This is a genomic window from Sinorhizobium americanum, from assembly GCF_001651855.1.
Lineage (GTDB): Bacteria > Pseudomonadota > Alphaproteobacteria > Rhizobiales > Rhizobiaceae > Sinorhizobium > Sinorhizobium americanum.
Genome location: NZ_LNQC01000043.1, coordinates 130125 through 155360 on the forward strand (window position 1 = coordinate 130125; position 25236 = coordinate 155360).

At 63.6% G+C, this 25236-nt stretch carries 27 protein-coding genes; 13 read left to right on the forward strand and 14 right to left on the reverse strand.

The window, feature by feature from the left end; all coding sequences use genetic code 11:
• The first annotated feature begins 78 nt into the window (after positions 1-78).
• Positions 79-984, forward strand: coding sequence for an HpcH/HpaI aldolase/citrate lyase family protein (locus ATC00_RS06825; RefSeq protein ID WP_064252337.1), 906 nt, complete (start codon positions 79-81; stop codon positions 982-984).
• Positions 981-1187 carry a DUF1737 domain-containing protein gene (locus tag ATC00_RS06830; protein WP_064252338.1) on the forward strand — a complete coding sequence of 69 codons (207 nt, stop codon included), beginning with the start codon at positions 981-983 and terminating at the stop codon, positions 1185-1187. Before ATC00_RS06825 ends, ATC00_RS06830 begins: the two co-directional genes overlap by 4 nt.
• Before the next feature lie 21 nt (positions 1188-1208).
• Here the strand turns inward: ATC00_RS06830 and ATC00_RS06835 are convergent, their stop codons facing one another.
• Positions 1209-2423 carry a ubiquinone biosynthesis hydroxylase gene (locus ATC00_RS06835; RefSeq protein ID WP_064252339.1) on the reverse strand — a complete coding sequence of 405 codons (1215 nt, stop codon included), beginning with the start codon at positions 2421-2423 and terminating at the stop codon, positions 1209-1211.
• Positions 2424-2606: 183 nt separating this feature from the next.
• Between ATC00_RS06835 and tesB the strand changes: the two genes are divergently transcribed.
• From tesB to ATC00_RS06865, 6 genes are all read left to right on the forward strand, one after another.
• The gene (gene tesB / locus ATC00_RS06840) at positions 2607-3485 is read left to right on the forward strand and encodes an acyl-CoA thioesterase II (RefSeq protein ID WP_064252340.1); all 879 of its coding nucleotides are present in this window, start codon (positions 2607-2609) and stop codon (positions 3483-3485) included.
• 252 nt (positions 3486-3737) lie between these two features.
• The gene (locus tag ATC00_RS06845) at positions 3738-4076 is read left to right on the forward strand and encodes a P-II family nitrogen regulator (RefSeq protein ID WP_014766401.1); all 339 of its coding nucleotides are present in this window, start codon (positions 3738-3740) and stop codon (positions 4074-4076) included.
• Between the two features lie 27 nt (positions 4077-4103).
• Positions 4104-5528, forward strand: a complete 1425-nt coding sequence (locus ATC00_RS06850; RefSeq protein ID WP_037390385.1) for an ammonium transporter — start codon at positions 4104-4106, stop codon at positions 5526-5528.
• Between the two features lie 335 nt (positions 5529-5863).
• On the forward strand, positions 5864-8518 hold the full coding sequence (locus tag ATC00_RS06855; protein WP_064252341.1) for a DNA translocase FtsK: 2655 nt from the start codon (positions 5864-5866) through the stop codon (positions 8516-8518).
• A gap of 115 nt (positions 8519-8633) precedes the next feature.
• Positions 8634-9296: an outer membrane lipoprotein carrier protein LolA gene (locus ATC00_RS06860; RefSeq protein WP_037390383.1), complete on the forward strand. Its 663-nt coding sequence runs from the start codon at positions 8634-8636 to the stop codon at positions 9294-9296.
• A 130-nt stretch (positions 9297-9426) separates the two neighbouring features.
• A complete protein-coding gene (locus ATC00_RS06865; RefSeq protein WP_037390382.1) occupies positions 9427-10233 on the forward strand; it encodes an exodeoxyribonuclease III in 807 nt (268 codons plus the stop codon).
• 68 nt (positions 10234-10301) lie between these two features.
• On the opposite strand, the gene ATC00_RS06870 is transcribed toward ATC00_RS06865, so the two are convergent.
• Both ATC00_RS06870 and ATC00_RS06875 read right to left on the reverse strand, forming a co-directional pair.
• Positions 10302-10757: a cyclic nucleotide-binding domain-containing protein gene (locus ATC00_RS06870; RefSeq protein WP_037390381.1), complete on the reverse strand. Its 456-nt coding sequence runs from the start codon at positions 10755-10757 to the stop codon at positions 10302-10304.
• Between the two features lie 61 nt (positions 10758-10818).
• A complete protein-coding gene (locus tag ATC00_RS06875; protein WP_037390380.1) occupies positions 10819-11502 on the reverse strand; it encodes a response regulator transcription factor in 684 nt (227 codons plus the stop codon).
• 144 nt (positions 11503-11646) lie between these two features.
• On the opposite strand from ATC00_RS06875, the gene ATC00_RS06880 reads away from it, so the two are divergent.
• Complete coding sequence (locus ATC00_RS06880; protein WP_037390379.1) at positions 11647-12195, forward strand: L,D-transpeptidase family protein; 549 nt, start codon at positions 11647-11649, stop codon at positions 12193-12195.
• Between the two features lie 12 nt (positions 12196-12207).
• On the opposite strand, the gene ATC00_RS06885 is transcribed toward ATC00_RS06880, so the two are convergent.
• From ATC00_RS06885 to rplS, 5 genes are all read right to left on the reverse strand, one after another.
• Complete coding sequence (locus ATC00_RS06885) at positions 12208-12747, reverse strand: SixA phosphatase family protein (RefSeq protein ID WP_064252342.1); 540 nt, start codon at positions 12745-12747, stop codon at positions 12208-12210.
• Positions 12748-12890: 143 nt separating this feature from the next.
• On the reverse strand, positions 12891-14300 hold the full coding sequence (gene leuC / locus ATC00_RS06890; RefSeq protein ID WP_037390376.1) for a 3-isopropylmalate dehydratase large subunit: 1410 nt from the start codon (positions 14298-14300) through the stop codon (positions 12891-12893).
• Between the two features lie 265 nt (positions 14301-14565).
• Positions 14566-15384, reverse strand: a complete 819-nt coding sequence (locus ATC00_RS06895) for an amino acid ABC transporter permease (RefSeq protein ID WP_037390375.1) — start codon at positions 15382-15384, stop codon at positions 14566-14568.
• Positions 15385-15393: 9 nt separating this feature from the next.
• Positions 15394-16203 carry a basic amino acid ABC transporter substrate-binding protein gene (locus ATC00_RS06900; protein ID WP_037390373.1) on the reverse strand — a complete coding sequence of 270 codons (810 nt, stop codon included), beginning with the start codon at positions 16201-16203 and terminating at the stop codon, positions 15394-15396.
• 128 nt (positions 16204-16331) lie between these two features.
• The gene (gene rplS / locus ATC00_RS06905; RefSeq protein ID WP_037390372.1) at positions 16332-16865 is read right to left on the reverse strand and encodes a 50S ribosomal protein L19; all 534 of its coding nucleotides are present in this window, start codon (positions 16863-16865) and stop codon (positions 16332-16334) included.
• Positions 16866-17163: 298 nt separating this feature from the next.
• Here rplS and ATC00_RS06910 point away from each other — a divergent pair, with 298 nt between their 5' ends.
• Positions 17164-17637, forward strand: coding sequence for a MarR family winged helix-turn-helix transcriptional regulator (locus tag ATC00_RS06910; RefSeq protein WP_037390371.1), 474 nt, complete (start codon positions 17164-17166; stop codon positions 17635-17637).
• Positions 17634-18872, forward strand: coding sequence for a multidrug effflux MFS transporter (locus ATC00_RS06915; RefSeq protein WP_037390370.1), 1239 nt, complete (start codon positions 17634-17636; stop codon positions 18870-18872). The genes ATC00_RS06910 and ATC00_RS06915 overlap by 4 nt, the downstream gene beginning before the upstream one ends.
• A 112-nt stretch (positions 18873-18984) precedes the next feature.
• On the opposite strand, the gene ATC00_RS06920 is transcribed toward ATC00_RS06915, so the two are convergent.
• Positions 18985-20202, reverse strand: a complete 1218-nt coding sequence (locus tag ATC00_RS06920; protein WP_037390406.1) for an argininosuccinate synthase — start codon at positions 20200-20202, stop codon at positions 18985-18987.
• Between the two features lie 166 nt (positions 20203-20368).
• Between ATC00_RS06920 and ATC00_RS06925 the strand changes: the two genes are divergently transcribed.
• The gene (locus ATC00_RS06925) at positions 20369-21010 is read left to right on the forward strand and encodes a LysE family translocator (RefSeq protein WP_064252343.1); all 642 of its coding nucleotides are present in this window, start codon (positions 20369-20371) and stop codon (positions 21008-21010) included.
• A 32-nt stretch (positions 21011-21042) separates the two neighbouring features.
• Here the strand turns inward: ATC00_RS06925 and rlmN are convergent, their stop codons facing one another.
• From rlmN to ATC00_RS06945, 4 genes are all read right to left on the reverse strand, one after another.
• Positions 21043-22278, reverse strand: coding sequence for a dual-specificity RNA methyltransferase RlmN (gene rlmN / locus ATC00_RS06930; RefSeq protein ID WP_037390368.1), 1236 nt, complete (start codon positions 22276-22278; stop codon positions 21043-21045).
• A gap of 234 nt (positions 22279-22512) precedes the next feature.
• Positions 22513-23016, reverse strand: coding sequence for an invasion associated locus B family protein (locus ATC00_RS06935; RefSeq protein WP_037390367.1), 504 nt, complete (start codon positions 23014-23016; stop codon positions 22513-22515).
• 381 nt (positions 23017-23397) lie between these two features.
• Positions 23398-23775, reverse strand: a complete 378-nt coding sequence (locus ATC00_RS06940; protein ID WP_037390365.1) for a YkvA family protein — start codon at positions 23773-23775, stop codon at positions 23398-23400.
• 61 nt (positions 23776-23836) lie between these two features.
• Positions 23837-24154 carry a 4a-hydroxytetrahydrobiopterin dehydratase gene (locus ATC00_RS06945; RefSeq protein WP_037390364.1) on the reverse strand — a complete coding sequence of 106 codons (318 nt, stop codon included), beginning with the start codon at positions 24152-24154 and terminating at the stop codon, positions 23837-23839.
• 62 nt (positions 24155-24216) lie between these two features.
• On the opposite strand from ATC00_RS06945, the gene ATC00_RS06950 reads away from it, so the two are divergent.
• A complete protein-coding gene (locus ATC00_RS06950) occupies positions 24217-24699 on the forward strand; it encodes a low molecular weight protein-tyrosine-phosphatase (RefSeq protein WP_082912103.1) in 483 nt (160 codons plus the stop codon).
• On the opposite strand, the gene thpR is transcribed toward ATC00_RS06950, so the two are convergent.
• Positions 24639-25226 (reverse strand): RNA 2',3'-cyclic phosphodiesterase, encoded by a 588-nt coding sequence (thpR, locus tag ATC00_RS06955; protein WP_037390362.1) that lies wholly within the window; start codon positions 25224-25226, stop codon positions 24639-24641. The genes ATC00_RS06950 and thpR overlap by 61 nt on opposite strands.
• Between the last annotated feature and the right edge of the window lie 10 nt (positions 25227-25236).

Here is a 25236-nt window from a genome sequence, read left to right on the forward strand (position 1 = left end):
TGTGGTAGCTCGCGGCACCGCTTGCAAGAGGGCCCTTCGACCTTGCGCAAGGCAACAAAGGCGGGCACAACGGGTTGCATGACACGAGCGACCGATCATCATCCCGTGCGGCTCCGCCGCTCCGTGCTCAGCGTTCCGGCCGACAATCCCCGCGCGCTTGCCAAGATCAAGGATCTTGCCGCGGACGCGGTGATCTTCGACCTCGAGGATGCCGTGGCGCCCGAGCAAAAGACACAAGCCCGCGACGCCCTTGTCCGCCATCTGTCCGCGAACCGTCCTTCCGGCGAAGCGATCATCCGCATCAATGTGGCGGAATCGGGTTTCAGCGAAGTGGATCTTGTCGCTGCGCTTGCGGCACGCCCCGACGCCGTTCTTCTGCCGAAGGTCGAAAGCCCTGCCAACATCCAAGCCGTGCTCGATTGGTTTTCCGAAAACGACGCGCCTGAAAGCCTGCGGCTTTGGGCGATGATCGAGACGCCGCGCGGCGTCATCAACGCGCCGGCAATCGCCGAGATGGGGCGCACCCTCGGCGGTCGGCTCGATTGCTTCGTCGTCGGCCTCAACGACCTGCGCAAGGCGACGGGTGTGCCCGCCCTTCCCGGCCGCACCTATCTCGTGCCCTGGCTGATGCAGGTGCTGCTTGCCGCCCGCGGCAGCGGTCTCGACGCCATCGATGCCGTCTTCAACGATTTTCGCGATTCGGAGGGTTTTGCGGCCGAGTGCCGGCAGGGGCGCGACATGGGTTACGACGGCAAGATGCTGATCCACCCCGCCCAGATCGACGAAGCCAATCGCTGCTTCGGCATCGACCAGGCGGCACTCGACGAGGCGCACGCGATCATCGGCGCCTTCGCCCGGCCGGAACATGCAGGCAGGGGCGTGATCAATCTAAACGGCCGCATGGTCGAGCGCCTCCATCTCGACGAGGCGCTGAAACTCGCCGCGAAAGCGGACATCATCGAAAAGCGAAAGGTGAAACCTTGAAACTCTACCGATTTCTGACCGGTCCCGACGACGCTTCGTTTTGCCACAAGGTGACGGCGGCTTTGAACCAGGGTTGGAGCCTGCACGGCTCGCCCACCTATGCCTTCAACGCCGATACCCAGCACATGCAATGCGGCCAGGCGGTGGTGAAGGACGTGGAGGGCAAGGATTACCAGCCGGATATGAAGCTGTCGGAGCAGTAAGGCCGAATACCGGGCGCTTCCTCAGATAGGCTGCCCCGAAAGCAATCGCGGGTCCGCTTCGCCGGCAATGCCGGCCGCCTGGCGGATGAAGAAATTCTTGAGCGACGGCAGGCGATCGACGAGGCCGAGGCCGACGTCGCGCAGCACCCTCACCGGCGTGATGTCGTTGGAGAACAGCCGGTTCAGCACATCCGTCGTCACGCCCATGCGGAACGTGTCGAAGCGTCGCCAGATCTGGTAGCGCTCAAGGACGGCGAGCGAGCCGATGTCGAGGCCGAGCCGGTCCGCCTCGACGATCGTTTCGGCAAGGGCGGCCACGTCCTTGAAGCCGAGATTAAGGCCCTGGCCGGAGATCGGGTGAATGCCGTGGGCGGCATCGCCCGCCAGCGCGAAGCGCGGGGCCACGAAATCGCGCGCCAGCGTCAGGCCCAGCGGAAAGGCCCTGCGGCCGCCGACCACCTTGAGATGGCCGAGCTTATGGCCGAAGCGGCGCTCCAGTTCCTCTTCGAAAATGAAGTCATCCTCTTTCAGCAGCCTTTCGGCATCGTAGCTGCTCTCCGTCCAGACGAGCGAGGAGCGGTTGTTCTTGAGCGGCAGGGTGGCGAAGGGGCCGGCCGGCAGGAAATGCTCCTCCGCCGTGCCGCCATGCGGCCGCTCGTGCTCGACCGTCGTCACGATGCCGGACTGGCCGTAATCGAACTCGACGACCTTGATGCCGGCCGCCTCGCGCAATTTCGAACGCACGCCGTCGCAGGCGACCAGCAGCCGCGCCTCGAGCGCCTCGCCGCCGGCAAGCGTCACGGCAACGGCGTGATCGCCGCTCTTGAAGCTCTCGACCATCGCCGCCTGGCGGATGGCCACGCCGAGCTCCCGGCACGCGTCGCGCAAGGCGCCGACCAGCGCGGTGTTCGGCACCATATGCGCAAAGGGACGGCCCTCGCCGCCATCGCCCTCGAAGGTCAGAAATACGGGGCGAACGGGATCGGCGGCCTTCGAATCGGTGATCACCATCCTGAGGATCGGCTCGGCCTCCGGCGCGATCGCGCTCCAGACCCCGAGCACGTCGAGCATGCGCTCGGCAGCAAGCGCCACCGCGGAGGCTCGCTCGTCCCTTTTCCAAGCACCTTCCGGCGCGCCGTCGACAACCGTCACTTCAAGATGGGGAGCCGCTTTCTTGAACGATACGGCAAGCGACAGGCCGACATAACCGCCTCCGGCAATCAGTACATCGATCATCCCGCCTTCTCCCGTCGCACTTGAGCATCGATCCGTGCCTATATAGATCAATGCCATCGCCGTTCCTACTGCCGCATGTCTCCTTGAATCGGGGGCGATTTAAGGAGACACGCAGCAACTCAAAGTGTACAGCGGCCTTTGCGCGTCTGAAAGGCGCGCGGCGCTGTAGAGGAGACCGCCGAAATGTCGCGCCCCACCGAAACCCCCATGGATGCGCTTCTCGCCATTCTCGATCTCGAGAAGCTCGAGGTGAATCTGTTCCGCGGCTTGAGCCCCCAGGTTGGCTGGCAGCGAGTGTTCGGCGGACAGGTGATCGGCCAGGCGCTCGTCGCCGCACAACGCACCGTGGATGCAAGCCGCTACGTGCATTCGCTGCACGCCTATTTCCTGCGGCCCGGCGATCCCACCGTCCCGATCATCTACGAGGTGGACCGCATCCGCGACGGGTCGAGCTTCGCGACGCGCCGCGTCGTGGCGATCCAGCACGGCAAGGCGATCTTCTCCATGTCGGCCTCCTTCCAATTCGACGAGGGCGGATTCGACCATCAGTTCGACATCCCCGACGTGCCGATGCCGGAAGCCTTGCCGGGCGAAAAGGAGCTGCGGGAGAAATTCCTGGTCCACGCACCGGAGGCGATCCGCCGTTATTGGGAACGGCCACGGCCGATCGAGATCCGGCCGACCTCGCTCGAGCACTACTTCTCGCGCGACAAGGCCGCGCCGCGGCAGGACGTCTGGGTGAAGGCCGTCGGCCAGGTGCCGGACGAACGGCATCTGCAGGCGGCCGTGCTTGCCTATCTCTCCGACATGACGCTGCTCGATACCTCGCTCTATGCGCACGGCACTTCGGTCTTCGACCGGACGCTGCAGGTCGCGAGCCTCGACCATGCCATGTGGTTCCATCGGCCCTCCAAAATGGACGACTGGCTGCTCTATACCCAGGACAGCCCGAGCGCGCACGGCGCACGCGGCATGACGCGCGGCAGCCTGTTCGATCGTTCCGGCGTGCTGATCGCCTCGGTGGCACAGGAAGGCCTGATCCGTAAAAAGGCAGTTGAGTAAAAAATAGCCAGTTCTGAGCCATTTTTTGGCTTTTGCCTATTTTATCAGCTTTTCAATTGGCTGCTTTTTTAGCATTCCGCGATCGTCGGCGCATCAATCGTGGTTTTTTCGTGTCTTTTCCGGAATTTGCGGCCTCTGAATTGAATCTGGCACGCCCCTTGAATGTGACTTTTCGGTTGCCCAGCGCTTCACGCGCTTAAGCAGCAAGGAGAGACGGCCTCCCGCGCGGAGGCAGACAAGGATGGGAAGCCGATGAAAATTGTGATGGCCATTATCAAGCCGTTCAAGCTCGATGAGGTTCGCGAAGCCCTGACCGCCGTAGGCATCCAGGGTTTGACCGTGACCGAAGTGAAGGGTTACGGCCGCCAGAAGGGGCACACCGAAATTTACCGTGGCACCGAATACGCGGTGAGCTTCCTGCCGAAGCTGAAGATCGAGATCGCGGTTCCGTCGGAGATCGTCGACAAGGCCGTCGACGCGATCGCCTCGGCCGCCAAGACCGGCCAGATCGGCGACGGCAAGATCTTCGTCTATTCGATTGACCACGCCGTGCGCATCCGCACCGGCGAAACCGATTCAGAAGCGTTGTAAGCAGCGCCGATCAGGGAGCATTTCTCAATGTCATTCTACCTTTCCTCCTCTCTTCGACGCGTGGGCGCCGCTGCTGCCGCCTTGCTCGCGCCGGTCGTTGCCTTCGCCCAGGAGGCGGCGCCCGCCGCCGCCGAGGCCGTTGCCGCAACGCCGGTTCCGGACAAGGGCGACACCACCTGGATGCTGCTGTCGACCATCCTCGTCCTCTTGATGACCGTTCCCGGCCTCGCGCTCTTCTATGGCGGTCTTGTGCGCGCCAAGAACATGCTGTCGGTACTGATGCAGGTTCTGATGATCACCGCCGTGGTGATGATCATATGGGTGACCTATGGCTATTCGCTGGCCTTCACCGATGGCGGCTCGCTCAACTCCTTCATCGGCGGCTTCTCGAAAATGTTCCTGGCCGGCGTTGACACGACGACGCTTGCGGAAAGCTTCTCGAAGGGCGTCTTCATCCCCGAATACGTCTTCGTCGTCTTCCAGATGACCTTCGCCTGCATCACGCCGGCGCTGATCGTCGGCGCCTTCGCCGAGCGCATCAAGTTCTCGGCCGTCATGCTGTTCGTCATCCTGTGGGTCACCTTCGTCTACTTCCCGGTCGCCCACATGGTGTGGTTCTGGGGCGGTCCGAGCGCCTATACGGCCCCGACCGGCCTGATCTTCTCCTTCGGCGCGATCGATTTCGCCGGCGGTACCGTCGTCCACATCAATGCGGGCATCGCGGGCCTCGTCGGCGCGATCATGCTCGGCAAGCGCACGGGCTACAAGAAAGAGATCATGGCTCCGCATTCGATGACGCTCACCATGGTCGGCGCCTCGCTGCTGTGGGTCGGCTGGTTCGGCTTCAATGCCGGCTCGAACCTCGAAGCCAATGCTTATGCAGCCCTCGCCATGATCAACACCTTCCTGGCGACCGCAGCCGCGATCATCTCCTGGGCCGTCGTCGAAACGCTCGTCCGCGGCAAGGCTTCGATGCTCGGTGCCGCCTCGGGTGCCGTTGCCGGTCTCGTCGCGGTAACCCCGGCCGCCGGCTTTGCCGGCCCGATGGGCGCGATCGTCCTCGGCCTCGCCGTCTCGCCGGTCTGCTACTTCTTCGTCGACGTGGTGAAGAACAAGTTCCACTATGACGACAGCCTCGACGTGTTCGGCATCCACGGCGTCGGCGGCATCCTCGGCGCCATCGCAACCGGCATCCTCGTCAACCCGGCCCTCGGCGGTGCAGGTATCGTCGACTATTCGACCGCCGACTTCGCCGCCGGCTACGCCGGCACGGCAACGCAGGTCTGGGCGCAGCTGAAGGGCGTCCTCGTCACCGTCGTCTGGTCCGGTATCGGCTCGTTCATCCTGTTCAAGGTGGTCGATGCGATCGTCGGTCTGCGTGTCTCGGTCGAAGCGGAGCGCGAAGGTCTCGACCTCTCCTCGCACGGCGAAGCCGCCTATCACGCCAGCTAAGCGGATTGCGGCGCGGGCAGACCGGCGCCGCCATCAGTCCCGTCGCGATCCGCATATTTCGCGGATCGCCCTTCGCCCGGATCCTCGCGATCCGGGCTTTTTTTGTCCCTGACCGGCCTATCCACGGGTAAATCGGCGCCACACGCGCATGGTTAATGTCGCATTAACCCTACTCCGCTTAGGTTGATTCCATGGCACGCAATGTGCCTGGAGCATTCTGCGCCGGAACCGGTTCGGGCGGGCAAGGATGTTCTGCAATCAATGGCTGGAAGGCTCCCACCGTTCACTTGGCAAATGCGTGGCGCTCCGGCGGATCGAAACGGGCAGCAGGCAATATGAGCAGAAGCAACCCCGCAACGCTTGACAGCCGTTCCAACCGGTTCGTGCTGACCACCTTCCTCTGGCGCCAGACCGCGTCGCTGGCGGGTTTTGCGCTGTTCGGCACCCTGGCGATCGCCGTTGCCGCGCTTTCGACCTGGAACGTTGCCGATCCGAGCTTCTCCTATGCCACCTCGGAGGAGCCGACCAACCTGCTCGGCTATGCTGGCGCCGCCTTTGCCGACATCTTCATGCAATTCTTCGGCCTGGCGAGCGTCGTGGCGCTGCTGCCGGCGGTCGCCTGGGCACTCGTGCTCATCGGCAACAAGCCCTTCGACAAGGTTGTGAAGCGGTTTTGCCTGTGGTTCGTCGGCTCGGTGCTGGCAAGCGCCGCCTTGAGCTGTGTTCCGGCGCCGATCACCTGGCCGTTGCCGAACGGCCTCGGCGGCGTCTTCGGCGACATGATCCTGCGTTTCCCCGCGCTCTTCACCGGCACCTTCCCGACCGGCACCTTCGCGACCGTGCTCGCCTGCCTCTTCGCCGGGCCGGCGGCCTGGGCGCTGATCTTCAGCGCCGGCCTCATCGGCGTCAGCGACGAGGCGGAAGAGGAGCCGGCACCGGAACCCGTTCCGAGCAAGGCGCGCACCATCCGCGAAGAACTCGAGGACGAGGACGACGAAGGTCCGCTGACCTTGCTGATGGGTTCGCTCGCCCATATGCGCTTCACGGCACAGGCCCGGCTGCGGCGGGCCTTCGGCCTGAGCGCCAGCCGCGCCAAGCGCCAGTACGACGAACCCTATGACTTCAACAATGACGAATTCGGCACGCTGAACGAACCTGTCCGGCCGAAGGCGCAGGCCGGCGGCACACGCATCGAACCGTCGCTCGATCGTGCCGAACGCCGCATCGTCACGCCGCCGCCGATCGTCGCCGACGAGGACGAGCCGCCCTTCGACATCGACGAGCCCCGCCCCGCCGGCATCCTGCCGGACGACGAGGACGACATTGCCGCCGACTGGGCGCCGAGGCCCGCCCCTGCAAAGCCGATGGTCGCGCTGGGCGGCTCGCGGGTCGCCCCGCCGCCGGCACGACCCAAAAGCGGCCAGCGCATCGATCGCGAAGCCCAGCGCTCCTTTGTCGAGGACGACGGCGACTTCGCACTGCCACCGATCCATTTCCTCGCCGAGCCGAAGAATGTCGCGCGCGACGCCTCGCTTTCGGCCGATGCGCTCGAACAGAATGCCCGCATGCTCGAAGGCGTGCTCGAGGATTTCGGCGTCAAGGGCGAGATCATCCATGTCCGCCCCGGGCCCGTCGTGACACTCTATGAACTCGAGCCGGCGCCGGGGATCAAGTCGTCGCGCGTCATCGGCCTTGCCGACGACATCGCCCGCTCGATGAGCGCCATTGCTGCCCGCGTCGCCGTCGTGCCGGGCCGCAACGCCATCGGCATCGAACTGCCGAACCAGCGGCGCGAAATGGTCTATCTGCGCGAGCTGATCGGCTCGCGCGACTTCGAGACCACCAAGACGAAGCTCGCCATGGCGCTCGGCAAGACGATCGGCGGCGAACCGGTCGTCGCCGATCTCGCCAAGATGCCGCATTTGCTCGTCGCCGGCACGACCGGCTCGGGCAAGTCGGTGGCGATCAACACGATGATCCTGTCGCTGCTCTACCGCCTCACCCCCGACCAGTGCCGGCTGATCATGATCGATCCTAAGATGCTCGAGCTTTCCGTCTATGACGGCATTCCGCATCTGCTCTCGCCGGTGGTCACCGACCCGAAGAAGGCCGTCGTTGCGCTGAAATGGACCGTGCGCGAGATGGAAGAGCGCTACAAGAAGATGTCGAAGATCGGTGTCCGCAACATCGACGGCTTCAACACCCGCGTCGAACAGGCGCTGTTGAAGGGCGAGGCGATCACCCGCACCGTCCAGACCGGTTTCGACCGCCAGACCGGCGAGGCCGTCTACGAGACCGAGGAATTCGATCTTTCGCCGATGCCCTATATCGTCGTCATCATCGATGAGATGGCCGACCTGATGATGGTCGCGGGCAAGGATATCGAAGGTGCGGTGCAGCGGCTCGCCCAGATGGCGCGCGCTGCCGGCATCCACGTCATCATGGCGACCCAGCGCCCATCGGTCGACGTCATCACCGGCACGATCAAGGCCAATTTCCCGACCCGCATCTCCTTCCAGGTGACGTCGAAGATCGACAGCCGCACCATTCTCGGCGAACAGGGTGCCGAGCAGCTCCTCGGCCAGGGCGACATGCTCTACATGGCCGGAGGCGGGCGTATCCAGCGCGTCCACGGCCCCTTCGTCTCCGACACCGAAGTGGAAGAGGTGGTCGCCTATCTGAAGACGCAAGGGGTGCCGCAATATCTCGACGCCATCACCGAGGATGACGACGAGGAGAACGACGGCGGCGGACCGGCCGGCACCTCGAATCTGGCCGATTCCGAGGACCCCTACGACCAGGCGGTGGCGATCGTGCTGAGAGACGGCAAGGCCTCGACCTCCTATGTGCAGCGGCGCCTCGGCATCGGCTATAATAGGGCCGCATCGCTGATCGAGCGGATGGAACAGGAGGGCATCATCGGCCCGGCGAACCACGCCGGCAAGCGCGAGATCCTGGTGCCGACCGAGGCGGAGATCACGGGCCGGTAAGACTGGAAGACCGGCCGGTAACGGTCATTTGAGAAGGCCGCCGCCGCGGCAGCAGATAACGCCTTGAAGGCGCCCCACTTGCGCTCCAAATGACGCTGATATGAAGGAGACTGCGATGACAGAGACAAGAAACGGCGGCGGCGACACTCGGGCGATCTCGCGGCGTGTCTTCGTTTGCGGCCTGGCAGCGCTCGCAGGCATCGCCGGCACGACGCTGGACGCGGCCCCGGCTTCGGCGCAGGCCCCCGCCGTCGCCCAGAAGATCGCCGATCATTTTTCTTCGGTGAAGACGATGGCGGGCGAATTCGTGCAGTTCGGCCCGCGCGGCGAACAGACCGGCGGCAAGTTCTACATCCGCCGCCCCGGCCGCATCCGCTTCAACTACGAGGCGCCCTCGCCGATGCGCGTCATCGCCGACGGACGATCGGTGGTCATCGGCAACATGAAGCTCAAGACCTGGGACATCTATCCCTTGTCGAAGACGCCGCTCAATTTGCTCCTGAGCGAGCGGATCGATCTCCGCAGCCGCATGGTGCGCGACGTCCGGGTCGAACCCGATCTCATCACCATCGTGCTCGGCGACCGCTCGATCTTCGGCGATTCGACCATCACCATGATGTTCGACCCGAGGACCTACAATCTCAGGCAATGGACGATCACCGACGCGCAGAAGAAGGACACCTCGGTGATGATCTTCAACGTACAGACCGGCATCGAACTGGACGACAAGGTGTTCCGCATTCCCTATGACGAGGTCCGCAACAAGGGCGGCAAATAGCCATTGGCGCATAGCCGCGACAGGACTCTAGGGTCGCCTTCGGGCGGCCTTTTTCATGCTTGTCGAGTGGCGCCGGACCTGCTTAAACCGCCCCGTATTGCCGGACACCCGCATATCCAGAGGAATGAGAATGCCCCTTTCCATCGCCACGTGGAACATCAACTCCGTCCGCCTGCGCATGCCGCTGGTGGAGCATCTTCTCGTAAATTGGCAGCCTGACATCCTCTGCCTGCAGGAGACCAAGTGCCCGGACGATCAGTTTCCGTCGGCACCTTTGAAGAAGCTCGGCTACAACTACATCGAAATGCATGGGCAGAAGGGCTACCACGGCGTCGCGACCGTCTCTCGCCTGCCGCTGACCGAACTGACCGACCGCCGCGACTATTGCGGCGTCGGCGATGCGCGCCATCTCTCCGTCGTCTTCGCGGCCGGCGGCAAGACCATCCGCCTGCACAATTTCTATGTGCCGGCCGGCGGCGACGAGCCGGATCGCATGATCAACCCGAAATTCGGCCACAAGCTCGATTTCGTCGACGAGATGAAGCTGCTGCACGCCGAGGCGGAGGCGGGCATTTCCTCGATCCTGGTCGGCGACCTCAACATCGCTCCGCTCGAGCACGATGTCTGGTCGCACAAGCAGCTCCTGAAGATCGTCAGCCACACGCCCGTCGAAACCGACGGGCTCACCACGGTGATGACAGGCGGCGCCTGGGTCGACCTGATGCGCCAGCACACCCCGCCGCCCGAGAGGCTCTACACCTGGTGGAGCTATCGGGCGAAGGACTGGGCCGCCGCCGACCGCGGCCGCCGTCTCGACCACATCTGGTCCTCCGCCGACCTCGCCTCGAAGCTCGTCCGCGTCGACATTCTCAGGGAAGCACGTGGCTGGGAGCGCCCCTCGGACCATGTGCCGGTGATTGCGCATTTCGAGCTTTGATCGCCGCGCACTTGGGATTATCCCTCCCCACAGGTGGGAGGGGCTTTCTTGGGCAGAAGCGCCTTCGACTATGCAAAACGCCCGGCGAGCGCCTCGACGCGGCGGATCATCGCCTGCAGATTGTCGCGGATCCGGGCTTCGACCATTGCCGTCACTTCCGGATATTCTTCCAGCATGCGGCGGAAAAGCGGCCGGTTGATGCGGATCACCTCGCTGTCCTCGTCCGCGGTCGCTGTGAACTTGCGCTCGACCATCGAGATCAGCGCCAGTTCCGATAACAGAGCGCCGCGGCCGACGCTGTCGACCTGCTGCGCGCGCCCCTCGGCATTGAGCTTTGAGAGCGAAAAGCTCCCCGCGGCGACCGCATAGGCGCAGTCCGCCGGCGCTCCCTCGCGAAAAAGCTCGTGACCCTTCGCCACGCGGCGGCGCTCGGCGCCGAAGGCGATCAGCCGAAGCTTGTCATCGCCGATGTCGGCGAAGAGCGAGACGTTGGACAGAAGCGCGATGTCGTCATTGAGCGTCACGCAGCAATTCTCCTGACTCAGCTACGAGCAAGATGGGGAGGGAAAACCCGCAAATCCCGCCTTACGGAACGATCTTGTAGCCGCCGTTCTCTGTCACCAAAATCTCGGCATTGGAAGGGTCGCGTTCGATTTTCTGGCGCAGCCGGTAGACATGCGTCTCGAGCGTGTGGGTCGTCACGCCGGAATTATAGCCCCAAACCTCCTCGAGCAGGACGTCGCGGGTCACCACCTTCTGGTCGGCCCGGTAGAGGTAGCGGATGATCGCCGCCTCCTTCTCGGTCAGCCGGATCTTCTGGCCGTTATCCAACGTCAGCAATTTCTGGCTCGGCTTGAACGTGTAGGGACCGACACTGAAGGTAGCGTCCTCGCTCTGCTCATGCTGGCGCAGCTGGGCGCGGATACGGGCCAGCAGCACGGCGAAACGGAAGGGCTTGGTGACATAGTCGTTCGCGCCGGCCTCGAGCCCTAGGATCGTGTCCGAATCGGTATCGTGACCGGTCAGCATGATGATCGGCGCCTTGAATCCGCTCTTGCGCAACAGCTTCACCGCCTCGCGGCCGTCCATGTCCGGCAGGCCGACATCCATGATCAACAGGTCCACCTGGCGGGCGCGCGCCGTCTGGATGCCCTTGCCGGCGGTCGCTTCCTGCAGGAGATCGAACTCCTCGTAGAGAGAGAGCTGCTCTATCAACGTCTCACGCAGATCATTGTCATCGTCGACAAGTAGGATAGTGCGCGTCGCCATGGGACAGTTCCTGTTGCTTCCTGAATTTCAAACTAGCTCAATTGCCGCCCTTGGCAAAGCGCGGCGACCGCGCAATCTTGTCGGCTTGAAACCGTGCTTAGGGTGGCCGCGAGATCACGGGCAAAGCAAGAATTTGTGAGAATAATGCGCAAGAAAACGTCGGGAGTAAGATCGCGGAAATCCACGATTGTGGTGCGCACTGCGCCGCTTGACCGCCGGCGCGCGCTTCTGAGCTTCGACGGCAAAACCGAGCAGGCGGCGATCGGGCGAAGCGGCATCACCGCCATGAAGCGTGAAGGCGATGGCGCAACCCCGCGGGCGACGATGAGGCTGATCGGCGGGTTCACACGCCGCGACCGCGTGTCGCTGCCGCCGACGCGGCTGCCGATCCGCGGGATCCGTCGCGACATGCTCTGGTGCGACGCACCGCACCACGCTTCGTACAACCGCCCGGTCAGGGCGCCGTTTGCCGCTAGCCACGAGGCGATGATGCGCGATGACGGACTATACGACATCTGCCTCGTCATGGACTGGAACATCTCGTCCAGGCGGCGACAAGCCGGCTCGGCGATCTTCTTTCATCTCATTCGCCCCGGTTATGAGCCGACGCAAGGCTGCATCGCCGTCAGCTTGCCGGCGATGAAGCGGCTGCTGAGGCATATGCGCCGGGGAACGGCTGTCCGGGTGGCATAGCCGCGAAGACCGTCATTGCTTCTGCTTGAGCATGCGCGGCGTCACGAACCGGACGAGGCGGCCGCTGCCGGGCTCGATCTCCGACCATTGCCGGGCATCGAAATCGATGACCGCGAGGGCGGCCGTGGGGAATTTTTCACGCAGGCGCGGCAGCGCCTCACCCTCCCCGGCAAGGAGCAGTGCAAGCTCCTCCATGCCTGGATTGTGCCCGACGAGGAGGAGGCTGCGCACCGACGGCTCCACGCCACGTATCACACCGAGAATGGCTTTGGCCGCGACCTCGTAGATCCCGACGGCGTCACGGGAGTCGACGCTGGCCGGCAATGCCTCGGCCACCAGTTCCCAGGTCTCCTGGGCGCGCCGCGCCGTGGAAACAAGCGCCAGATCCGGCACGAGGCCGTGCTCGGCCATATAGGCGCCGATCACCGGGGCAGCCTTTCGCCCGCGCCCGGCGAGCGGCCGGCGATGGTCGGCCACCCCTTCTGGCCAGGCGGATTTCGCATGGCGGAGCAGCATCAGGCGGCGTGCGGCGGTCTTGTCGTGGTCGGCCATGAGGTTCTTCGCGGGTCAGGTGGAACGCGGCCATTGTGGCACCGTTGACGCCACTTGTCTGCCCGCGGAAGCTTCTTGTGACGCTCAATGAAAAAGGCCGCCCGAGAGGGCGGCCAGATGTGCCGGAAAAGCTCGAAACCGGCCTACTTCCACTCGCGGATATCGACGAAATGTCCCGCCACGGCGGCGGCGGCGGCCATTGCCGGCGAGACCAGATGGGTGCGTCCCTTGAAGCCCTGGCGGCCTTCGAAGTTGCGGTTCGAGGTCGAGGCGCAGCGTTCGCCCGGCTTCAGCCGGTCGTCGTTCATCGCCAGGCACATCGAGCAGCCCGGTTCGCGCCAGTCGAAACCGGCTTCCTTGAAGATCCTGTCGAGACCCTCGGCCTCCGCCTGTTCCTTGACGAGGCCGGAGCCCGGAACGATCATCGCCGAAACCGTCTGGGCGACCTTGCGGCCCTCGACCACCTTGGCGACGGCGCGCAGATCCTCGATGCGGCCGTTGGTGCAGGAGCCGATGAACACCCGGTCGATGGCGATATCGGTGATCTTCGTGCCCGGCTTCAGGCCCATATAGTCGAGCGCCCGCCATTTGGAAGCGCGCTTCGTCTCGTCCTGGATATCGTCCGGGTTCGGAACGGCGCCCTGGACCGAGATGACGTCTTCCGGAGAGGAGCCCCAGGAGACGATCGGCGGCAGGTTGGCGGCATCGAGCACGACGACGCGGTCGTAATGGGCGCCCTCGTCCGTGTGGAGCGTCTTCCAGTAGTCGAGCGCCATCTCCCAGGCCTTGCCCTTCGGCGCGCGCGGCTTGTCCTTGATATAGGCGAAGGTCGTCTCGTCCGGCGCGATCAGGCCGGCGCGGGCGCCGCCTTCGATCGTCATGTTGCAGACAGTCATGCGGCCTTCCATCGACAGTGAGCGGATCGCCTCGCCGGCAAACTCGATGACGTGGCCGGTGCCGCCGGCCGTACCGATCTCGCCGATGATGGCGAGGATGATGTCCTTGGCGGTGACGCCGGGCGGCAACTGCCCGTCGACGCGCACCAGCATGTTCTTCGCTTTCTTCTGGATCAGCGTCTGGGTCGCCAGAACATGCTCCACTTCCGACGTACCGATGCCGTGCGCCAGCGCTCCGAAGGCGCCGTGCGTCGAGGTGTGGCTGTCGCCGCAGACGATCGTCATGCCCGGCAGCGTGAAGCCCTGCTCGGGACCGACGATGTGGACGATGCCCTGGCGCTTGTCGTTCTCGGAATAATATTCGACGCCGAAATCGGCGGCGTTCTTGGCAAGCGCCTCGACCTGGATGCGGCTCTCCTCGTTCTTGATGCCGAGGTGGCGGTCCGGCGAGGTCGGCACGTTATGGTCGACGACGGCCAGCGTCTTTTCCGGCGCCCGGACCTTGCGGCCGGCCATGCGCAGGCCTTCGAAGGCCTGCGGACTCGTCACCTCGTGCACGAGGTGACGGTCGATGTAGAGCAGACAGGTGCCGTCATCCTGTTGATTGACCAGATGATCGTCCCAGATCTTGTCATAGAGGGTACGCGGTGCGCTCATGGCGAGATATCCATCGAATTTTCAAAATACGGAAAGCCGGCGGCGATGCTGCCGGAAACAACGCTGATCGGGCGATCAGGATAGGCGGCTCGTCAGAGCGCCGCAGACACGCGCGAAAAAACGCGCCGGCAGACGCTTGTGGTCCTGCAGCACGACGATTTTCTGGGCGCGACATCCGAACTTGGATTCCATGGCCGGTGCTCATATCAATTTTTTGACTGTTCGGCAATCGGCGACGATGGGGAGCATCGCCACCCCTTCCCTACTATCGTGCCTCTGCCCTTCTCAGCCGCCGCTCGAAGCCTCGCAGCGCTAGCGACAGGCTGATCGTCAGGATGAGATAGACATAGGCGACGATCGAATAGGTCTCGAAGAAGCGGAACGAGCCCGAGGCGTAAACCTTGCCCATCTGGGTGATGTCGGCGACGCCGAGCACCGAAACGAGCGAGGAATCCTTGACCATCGCCACGAAGTCGTTGCCGAGCGGCGGCAGGATGACGCGGATCGCCTGGGGGAAGACGACGAGCCGGAAGCGCTGGTAGCGCGTCAGGCCGAGCGCCTTGGCCGCCTCCACCTGCCCCTTGTCGACCGACAGGATGCCGGCGCGGAAGACCTCGGCGATAAAGGCCGAATAGCCGATCATCAGCGCGATGATCGCCCGCCACATCAGCGAAACGTCACGCACGACGAGCGGCTCCATGACGCCCGCTTTGACGAGCGGCACCGCCAGGAAGTTGACGGCTGTCACCAGCGCCGGCGCACCGACGAAGGCGATATAGAAGAGCAGGACGAGGATCGGCACGCCGCGAATGACTTCGGTGTAGAAGCGCGCCACCTGGCGCAGTGCGGCATGCTCGGAAAGCGCCATCAGCGCCACGCCGAGGCCGAGCATGGTCGCGAGCGCGAAGCCGACCAGGGTCACGAAGACGGTGACGCCGAGACCTTTCAGGACGACCGCGAAGACCTGAGCGAAGATGTCATTGGCGGCGATCACCGCGGCGAGCGCCACGGCGATTACAAGGAGGGCGACCAGCCACCAGGGATAGTCGCCCTTCTCGGAAGCGGATGAATTGACCGGCGCCATCGTGAGCGATCAGCCGCCCATCTTGTAGTCGAGGAACCACTTCTTGTTGAGCGCGTCGAAGGTGCCGTCCTCTTTCAGCGCCTTGATGGCGGCGTTGACCGGCTGAACGAGATCGGATCCCTTCGGGAAGATGAAGCCGAAATCCTCGGTGCCGAGCGGTTCGCCGACCACCTTGAGCGTACCTTCGGAGGAATCGACATAGCCTTTCGCCGCGACGCTGTCGGTCAGCACCAGATCGACGTCGCCGGCCTTCAGCGCCTGCACCGTCGCACCGAAGGTTTCGAACAGCTTGATGCGCGGGTTCTGCTCATTACCGTCGAGGATTTCGTAGACCGCCGTGTAGAAGGGCGAGGTCCCCGGCTGGGCACCGATCAGCGCGTCCTCGACCGCCGCGAAGCTCTTGGCGTCCTTGAAGCGCGCCTCGTCGGCGCGCACCAGCATGAACTGCTGCGAGCGCATATAGGGATCGGAGAAGTCGACCTTCTCCTTGCGGTCGTCCTTGATGGTGATGCCGGTCATGCCGATCTGATACTGGCCGTCGGACACCGACTGGATCATCGCGTCCCAGCTGGTGTTCTGATACTCGACCTTGAAGTTCAGCCGCTTGGCGATCTCGTTCATCGCGTCATATTCCCAGCCGACCGCCTGGCCGGACTTCGGATCGACGAATTGCAGCGGGGGGTAGGCGTTCTCGGTGACGACGATGACCGTCTTGCCACCAAGGTCGGGCAGGTCGCTCGCGACGGCGGGCGCGGAAAATGCGAAGGGAACGGCGAGGGCAGCGGCGATGCCCGTGAGCACGTGGCGGCGGATTGTCATTGGAGAAACTCCCGAAAATTGTGGCGCCCGAAAATGTCACGAATTTCGTCGGGAAGACAAGCGGATAGTACCAAAAAGAAAGGCGGCTCGAAGGCCGCCTTTCCGCACAACTCCGGAGAGTCGAAATCTTATTCTGCTGCCGCTTCCGCAGCCTTTGCCTCTTCGGCTGCCTTTGCTTCGGCGGCTTCGGCGGCTGCCTTCTCGGCGGCGAGCGCCTGGGCGGCTGCAATCTTCTCAGCCTCGATGCGTGCCTTCTCCTCGGCAACGGCCTGGCGTTCGGCTTCGTTCAGCTTGCGGGCGCGCGTGCCGGTGTTCTCGACGATGCGAGCCGACTTGCCGCGACGATCGCGCAGGTAGTAGAGCTTGGCGCGGCGGACCTTACCGCGGCGGACCACTTCGACGCTCTCGACGAGCGGCGAGTAGACCGGGAATACGCGCTCGACGCCTTCGCCGTAGGAAATCTTGCGAACCGTGAAGCTCTCGTTGAGGCCGCCGCCGGAACGGGCGATGCAGACGCCTTCATAGGCCTGAACGCGGGTACGGTTGCCTTCGACGACGCGGACATTGACGCGGAGGGTGTCGCCGGCGGAGAAATCGGGAAGGGTGCGCTTGGCGGCGATCTTGGCGGCCTGTTCGGCTTCCAGCTGCTGGATGATGTTCATCGGTCTAACCTTTGCTTTCTTCTGAAACAGCCAGAGCGCTCTCGGCCGGCCCTGTCGGATTTCCTTCAGGCCTTGTCCTCTTTAAGGACAGGAGCGGATTCGCCATTCTTTCTTGGTGGTCGATGGGCAAGAACCCGAACCGGGGCGGCACTTACACCAAACGAGGCCGCTTGTCATCCCCGATCGTAGATTTTCTCGATCGAGAGGAGGGCGAATTCGGGAGTGTCGGACGCGCCGATTGTACGAGCGGCCGAGGCATGATAAGGAAAACTTATTATTTTCCCTTGTGAACGGACCGATGCCCCGAAAACTCGAATCCGACACGATCGGATTGCTGCTCACCGATGTCTCGCGCCTGCTGCGCGGTGCCTTCGACCGCAAGGTCAACGCGATGGCGCTCGGCATCACCCCCGGTGAAGCGCGTACGCTGATCCAGGTCGCCGTGACCGAGGGCATTAAGCAGGCGGAGATCGCCACCCGCATGGGGATCGAGCCGATGACGCTCTCGGCCTATCTCGATCGCCTCGAGGCGCTGGAACTGGTGGCGCGGGTGCCTGATCCGGCCGACCGGCGCGCCAAGAATGTCGTCATCACCGAGAAGGCCGACCCGCTGCTTTCCGAGCTGATGAACGGGCTGCGGGAGATGATGAACGCCTATACCGAGAGCCTCGGCGACGAGGGCCGCGAGCAGCTGCGCGGCAGCCTCAGGATCCTCCGCGACAATCTTCGCCGTCTGGATCCCTGCCTTGCCGGCAAGGAGAAGACGCAATGACGCTCAGGATGAGCGAACGGCGCACGAGCATCATCGGCGCCTTCCTGGTGGCGCTCGGCCCTGTTTCGATGGCGCTCTATACGCCGGCCATGCCGGAACTCGTCCGCGCCTTCGCCTCCAGCGAAGCGGCGATCAAGATGACGCTGTCGCTCTATTTCGGCGGCTTCGCCTTCGCGCAGCTCGTTTCCGGCACACTTTCCGACGTCATCGGCCGCCGGCCGGCGACGCTGATCTTCATGGCGATCTATCTCGCCGGCAGTCTGATGGCCGCCTTTGCGCCGTCGATCGCCGTGCTGCTCGCCGGGCGGCTGGTGCAGGGGATCGGCGCCTCAGTCGGCATGACGGTCGCCCGCGCCATCGTCCGCGACCAGTTCACCGGCACCACGGCAGCCCGCATCATGAACATGATCGGCATGATGCTGGCGCTCGGGCCGGCCGTCTCGCCGACGCTCGGCGGCGTTGCGCTTGGTCTTTTCGGCTGGCAGTCGATCTTCCTGCTGATGGTCGGCTTCGCGCTGATGGCCTGCCTCACCGTGCAGTTCTTCATGGCCGAGACGGTGGTGCCCGACCGCAGCAAGGGACATCTGCGGCCGATCCTTGCGGCCTATCGCGAGCTGCTGGCCGACAGCCGCTTCGTCTCCTCGACGCTGGTGATCGCCGGCGCGGTCGGTGCGCTCTATGCCTGGGCGACGATGCTGCCCTTCGTGCTGATCAGTGAGGTCGGGCTGACGCCGACCGAGTTCGGCGTCGGCATGTTGATGCAATCGGGCCTGTTCTTTTCCGGCACGGTGACGGTGCGGCTGCTGATGCGGCGCTTCACGCCGCAGGCGCTGGTGCCCGCCGGCCTCTCATTCATCGGCGCATCGAGCCTCATCCTTGCCTTTACAATGCATGCGATGGAGCCGACCTTTCTCTCGGTCATGGGCCCGGTCGGCATCTACGCCTTCGGCATCGCCTTCGTTATGCCCTATATGATGACCGCGGCAATGGCTCCCTTCCCGCATATCGCTGGCACGGCATCGGCGATGATGGGCTTCATCCAGATGGGCTCGGGCCTTCTCGGCGGCGCGCTCGCCGCCCTTGTCGGTGCACCCGCCCTGGCGCTCGGGACGATCATCCCCGGCTTCGGCCTGATCTCCATAGCAAGCTATTTTTGGTATCGCCGGACCGTCCGTCAGCGCCCCTTGACCGTGCCGGCCTCCTCCGAGGAGCCCCTGCGCGACGCGGCGGAATAGCGCTGGAGAGAGCGTCCGCATTTTTGCCCCGCCCTCGCGTCCCAAGCAGATCAAATACGAAAAAGCCACGGCGGATCGCTCCGCCGCGGCCATGCCTCGAATATTCCTTGCCTTATCGGTTACGCGCGGCGAGCGTGCGCAGGCGCAGGGCGTTCAGCTTGATGAAGCCGGCGGCGTCCTTCTGGTCGTAGGCGCCCTGGTCGTCCTCGAAGGTGACCAGCTTGTCGGAATAGAGCGATTTCGGGCTTTCACGGCCGATGACCATGACATTGCCCTTGTAGAGCTTCAGCGTCACTTCGCCTTCGACATGCTCCTGGCTCTTGTCGATCGCCGCCTGCAGCATCTCGCGCTCCGGCGAGAACCAGAAGCCATAATAGATGAGCTCGGCATAGCGCGGCATCAGCTCATCCTTCAGATGTGCAGCGCCGCGGTCGAGCGTGATGCTTTCAATCGCCCGATGGGCGGCGAGCAGGATCGTGCCGCCGGGGGTTTCGTAGACGCCGCGCGACTTCATGCCGACGAAACGGTTCTCGACGAGGTCGAGGCGGCCGATGCCGTTGTCACGGCCGTAGTCATTGAGCTTGGCAAGCAGCGTCGCCGGCGACAGGCGCACGCCGTCGATCGAAACGGCGTCGCCCCGCTCGAAGCCGATCTTGATGACGGTCGCCTGATCGGGAGCCGCTTCCGGCGAGATCGTGCGCATGTGCACATATTCCGGCGCCTCCTGCGCCGGGTCTTCCAGCACCTTGCCTTCCGATGAGGAATGCAGCAGGTTGGCGTCGACGGAGAAGGGCGCCTCGCCCTTCTTGTCTTTGGCGACGGGAATCTGGTGCTTTTCGGCGAATTCGAGCAGCTCGGTGCGGCTCTTGAACGACCAGTCACGCCAGGGGGCGATGATCTTGATGTCGGGGTTCAGCGCATAGGCCGATAGTTCGAAGCGGACCTGGTCGTTGCCCTTGCCGGTCGCGCCGTGGGCGATGGCGTCGGCGCCGGTCTTTTTGGCGATGTCGATCAGGTGCTTGGAGATCAGCGGACGGGCGATCGAAGTGCCGAGCAGATAGACACCTTCATAGACTGCATTGGCGCGGAACATCGGGAAGACGAAGTCGCGTACGAATTCCTCGCGCACGTCTTCGATGTAGATTTCCTTGATGCCGAGCATCTCGGCCTTCTTGCGCGCCGGTTCCAGCTCCTCGCCCTGGCCGAGATCGGCGGTGAAGGTCACCACTTCGGCGCCCAGCTCCGTCTCCAGCCATTTGAGGATGATCGAGGTGTCGAGACCGCCGGAATAGGCGAGAACGACCTTCTTCACGTCTTTGTGCGATGCCATGATGTCTGTCCGTGCTTCGAGGGCGGAAGTGCCGCCGTGAAAAAATCTGCGGCACTTTAGCCAGAACTCGAAGCGATACAAGCGGTACCAGCGGCATTCGGACGAATCTGCTGGCGAAAGCGCGTAAGCTTCGGTATCAGCAAAGACCTGCGCCTGAGGAATAGCCATGGACTTCCTGCCCAGCCTGCCGACCCTCCTCGCCTTTGCCGCTGCGAGCCTGCTTTTGGCCGCGACGCCGGGACCCGACATGACGCTGTCGATCAGCCGGGCACTGGCCCAGGGCAAGAAGGCCGCGCTCTTCGTCGTGGTCGGCACCGGGCTCGGCATCGTCGTTCACACGCTGCTCGTCGCCTTCGGCATCTCGGCGCTGATCACCGCCTCGCCGACAGCTTTCCTGGTTTTGAAGACGGGCGGCGCCGCCTATCTCCTGTGGCTGGCGATCCAGGCGATCCGCTACGGGTCGAGCCTGTCAGTGACGAAGGTCACGGAGGCGAAGGGCTCGGCGCTTTCAAACATTGCGACCGGCTTCTCGGTCAACATCCTGAACCCTAAGGTCGTGATCTTCTTCATGACCTTCCTGCCGCAATTCGTCAGCGCCGACGATCCGGCCGTGACCGGCAAGCTCCTGTTCCTCGGCTTCTTCTTCATCGCCATCGGCATGCCGGTCAACGCGCTGGTGGTGCTCGCCGCCGACTGGCTGGCGGCCTGGCTGCAGCGCAACAGGCGGGTGATGCGAGCGCTCGATTACAGCTTCGCCGGGGTGTTTTCGGTGTTTGCGGTGAAGATTTTTTTGACGCAGGCGCGGTAAGCGGTTCGACCCGCGACGGCGTTTCTCGCCCCTCAATCCTCGCCGTGATTGGCGATCATCATCGCCTCGAAGGCGAGCCGGTCGACCTTGCGCATGCGCTCCGACTCCGACTTGAGCTGGCCGCAGGCGGCGAGGATGTCGCGGCCGCGCGGGGTGCGGATCGGCGAGGCGTAGCCGGCCTGGTTGATGAAATCCGCGAAAGCCTCAATCTGCTCCCAGTCCGAACACTGGTAGTTGGTCCCCGGCCAGGGATTGAAGGGGATCAGGTTGATCTTCGCCGGGATGCCCTTCAGGAGCTTCACCAGCTCCTTGGCGTCCTCCAGGCTGTCGTTGACGTCCTTCAGCATCACATATTCGAAGGTGATGCGGCGCGCGTTGGAAAGGCCCGGATAGGCGCGGCAGGCCTCCATCAGCTCCTTCAGCGGGTATTTCTTGTTGATCGGCACGAGCATGTCGCGCAGTTCGTCGTTGACGGCGTGCAGCGAGATTGCCAGCATGACGCCGATCTCCTCGCCGGTGCGATAGATCTCCGGAACGATCCCGGAGGTCGACAGCGTGATGCGCCGCTTCGACAGGGAGAGGCCGTCGCCGTCCGAGGCGATCAGCAGCGCCGTCTTGACGTTCTCGAAATTATAGAGCGGCTCGCCCATGCCCATCATCACGATATTGGTGATCTTGCGGCCCTCGGCCGGGACGATGGCGCCCTGCGGCGTGTCGCGCTCCGGAAAGTCGCCGAGCCGGTCGCGGGCGAGCAGAAGCTGTGAGAGGATTTCCTCGGCCGTCAGGTTGCGCACCAGCTTCTGCGTGCCGGTGTGGCAGAAGGAACAGGTGAGCGTACAGCCGACCTGGCTCGAAATGCAGAGCGTGCCGCGGCCTTCCTCGGGAATATAGACCGTTTCGATCTCCACCGGCCGGCCGGCACCGCGCGGCGGAAAGCGCAACAGCCATTTGCGCGTGCCGTCGCCCGAAACCTGCTCTTCGACGATTTCGGGCCGGGCAACGGTAAAATGCTGCTTGAGCATTTCGCGCATGTCCTTAGAGACATTCGACATCTGGTCGAAGTCCGAGACGCCGCGCACATAGAGCCAATGCCAGAGCTGGCTGACGCGCATCTTCACCTGCCGCTCCGGCACGCCTTTTTCGACGAGCAGCTTGGCCATGTCCTCGCGCAACAGGCCGATCAGCGACGGCTTCTCCGTCTGCGGCACAACGCGCACCTGCGGCGCCTTGACGATATCCGCCCTGTTCAAGATGTCGGTGGCTGCCATGCTCTCGATGTCCTGTCGTACAGCAAACGAGGTGCCCGGAGAACGCTTCCGGACGATTTCCCAGTGCTCGAATTGAAATGGTGAGCCGCGACGCGCGCTCGATGGGGCGCGGGGCTCCGAATTTCCGGGCGCTTTACCATTCTTTCGGCCGCGAGTCACCATGAGCGCTTAAGCCGAAAGCAAAAAGGCCGGCTGAGCGGCCGGCCTTCGCGATCAACAAAGCACCGTTTCGGCCTACTTGCAGGCCTCGATCTGCTTCAAGGCGGCGGAGATGCCGGAAAGCGAATAGGAGTAGGAGGTCGCCGTGCCCTTGCGGGACTTGGCGTTGACCGACATGTCCTTGCCCGATTTCATTGCCGCGACCAGCGCCGGCTCTTCCGCGGCGTTCTCCACCCAGGCAGAGTTGCCTTTGGTGAACATGATGAAGGTGCGTCCGTCGATGACCACGTTGACCTTTGAATTGTCCTGCAGTTGATAGCCCACCATCACCTGCGGCTCGTAGCTGATGTTCTGCCCCGGGCGCTGCGAGACGAGGAAGAAGATGTCACCGTGGTCGACACCGGCAGGGCTCTTTTCCTTCGGCACGGACAGGACATAGCAGACCTTGCCGCCACCCGACTGGTAGGAGTAGGCGCCCCAGGCATTGAACTGCTGGATTCGTGTCGGCGATTGCGCGGAAGCCGTGCCGGCTGCCGCCATTACGAGTACGATTGCAGTTGCGATCTTTCTTGCAAACATGAGTTCCTGCCGATTTCCTAGCTTGCGGTCGCCCGAACCAGGCTTACACGGGCAACGCATAGTCACGATTTGAATTTATTTTGACTTAATTCAGGTTACCAAACCGTCAACGATCGCCGCAATCGTCGCGTCTCGCCCCGCCGAGAACGGTCCGCCCACGGCCTCCGGCCATTTTGCGGGCATGCGGTTCGTCCCTGTGCGGATTTGCCCGTCCGGTCGGACGTGGCGGGCCGTGGTCGGTGGTCTTCCTGTTTCAAATCTCGTCGGACGCGCCGTTCTGCTGCCTCACGCCCACAGCCGTCACGTTTACGGAATCTATGTCACAAAGAATCGGGCAAGAGTTTGTCGTTTGGGGGCGGCAATGCGGCGGGGGTGACGCAGCTAGTCGTCGGGCCGCTCGCCGAACGTCTCGTCGGCCTTGCGATAATGTGTCTCCTTGATCTGGCCGCTGATCGCCGCGAAGGCGGCAGTCAGCACGGCAACGTCGTCGGAGAAGCCGACGGCGGCGAGCACGTCGGGCACGAAATCGAGCGGCAGGACGAAATAGGCCAGTGCGGCAAGCAGGATCCCGCGGGTGCGCGTCGGCGTATGAGGGTCCACGGCGCAATAATAGGCGGCGACGAGATCGCGGCTGAAGGGAATCTGGCGGACCGCCCTGCGGAAGGTCGGCCAGAAGCGGCGGCGCACCTTGCGCTCGCGGCGCTCCTGCTCGGATTCCTCGCCCGGAAGGAGAATTTCACCGATCTTCACGTCGTCCATCGCGTCCGTTCCGCTTGTCACCAGCCAGATATGGGCATGGCAGGCGCTATTTCAAATGGCGCTATTTCAGATGATCCGGCATCCGGCCGGCGGCCGCCTGGTCCATCTTCGCCGCCAGCTTGAAGTCAAGCTCCGTCAGACCGCTGGCATCATGCGTCGAAAGCGTGACATCGACCCTGTTGTAGACATTGAACCATTCCGGATGGTGGTTGAGCTTCTCCGCCGCGAGAGCGCATTGCGTCATGAAGCTGAAGGCTTCGGCGAAATTGCGGAAGCGAAACGCCTTCCAAATCGAGGCCCCATCCTCGGCGAGAACCCAGCCTTCCATCCCGTGCAGATGTTCGGCGATGGCTACGGCATCGAGCTTTTCAGGCCTCATGCGGTTTTCTCCCTGCCGTTTTCAGGCTAACCATGCCGCGTGGACGTGCGGTCGAATGCTCCATGGATACCATGAAACCCGTCAGAATTCTCTTCGTTTGTCTCGGCAATATCTGCCGATCGCCATTGGCAGAGGGCGTGATGCGCGAGCTTGCGAGCCGAAACGGCTATGGCGATGTGGTCTCGGTCGATTCAGCCGGCATCGGGGCATGGCATATCGGCCATTCGCCCGACCGGCGTTCGATCGCGGTGGCCAAGGCCCACGGCATCGACATTTCGCCTCTGCGCGGCAGGCAGATCGACGCGGCCGATCTTGCGGCCTTCGATCTGATCCTCGGCATGGACAGCCGCAATGTCGCCGAGCTCCGGGGGCTTGCCTCGCCCGAGACGGCCCGCAAGGTGCATCTGTTCATGGCGTTCGCCACGGGCCGGAGCGACGACGTCCCGGATCCCTATTACGAAACGGCGGATGCCTTCGAGGCGCTCTACCAGATGCTCGAGGCCGGCTGCTCCTCGCTGCTTGCGAAGCTCGTGCGGCCTTCATGAAGCGGGAACACCTCTTCCGTCAGATAGGGCCCGCCGCCCACCGAGTCGCGCGAGGACAGGAGCACGAAGCGCGGAACGATAAAGGGCGCGGTCATGAAATTGCCGCGCCCTGATAGATACTCGACGACGTCGTCGACACGTGAGGCGCGTAGTCGCGCCAGCGTCACGTGCGGCGTGAACTTGCGCGGGTCCGGCGGCAGGCCGAGACGCTGGCAGATGCGTTCGATTTCCGCCTGCAGTGCATACATGTCCGGATTGTTGCTGACGCCGGCCCAGACCGAATGCGGCTTCTTCGAGCCGAAGGCACCGGTGCCCGTCAACTGCAGCTGGAATTCTGGGCGTTCGATGCGGTCGAGGCTGTCGATGATTTCGTTGGCGGTGCGCCAGTCGACGTCGCCGATGAAACGCAGGGTGATATGGTAGTTTTCCACATCGATCCATCGAGCTCCGGGAAGACCTCCGCGCAGCAATGAAAGACTCATTGCTGCATTGCGCGGAATTTCGAGGGCGGTGAATAGTCTCGGCATGGCGAGTTCC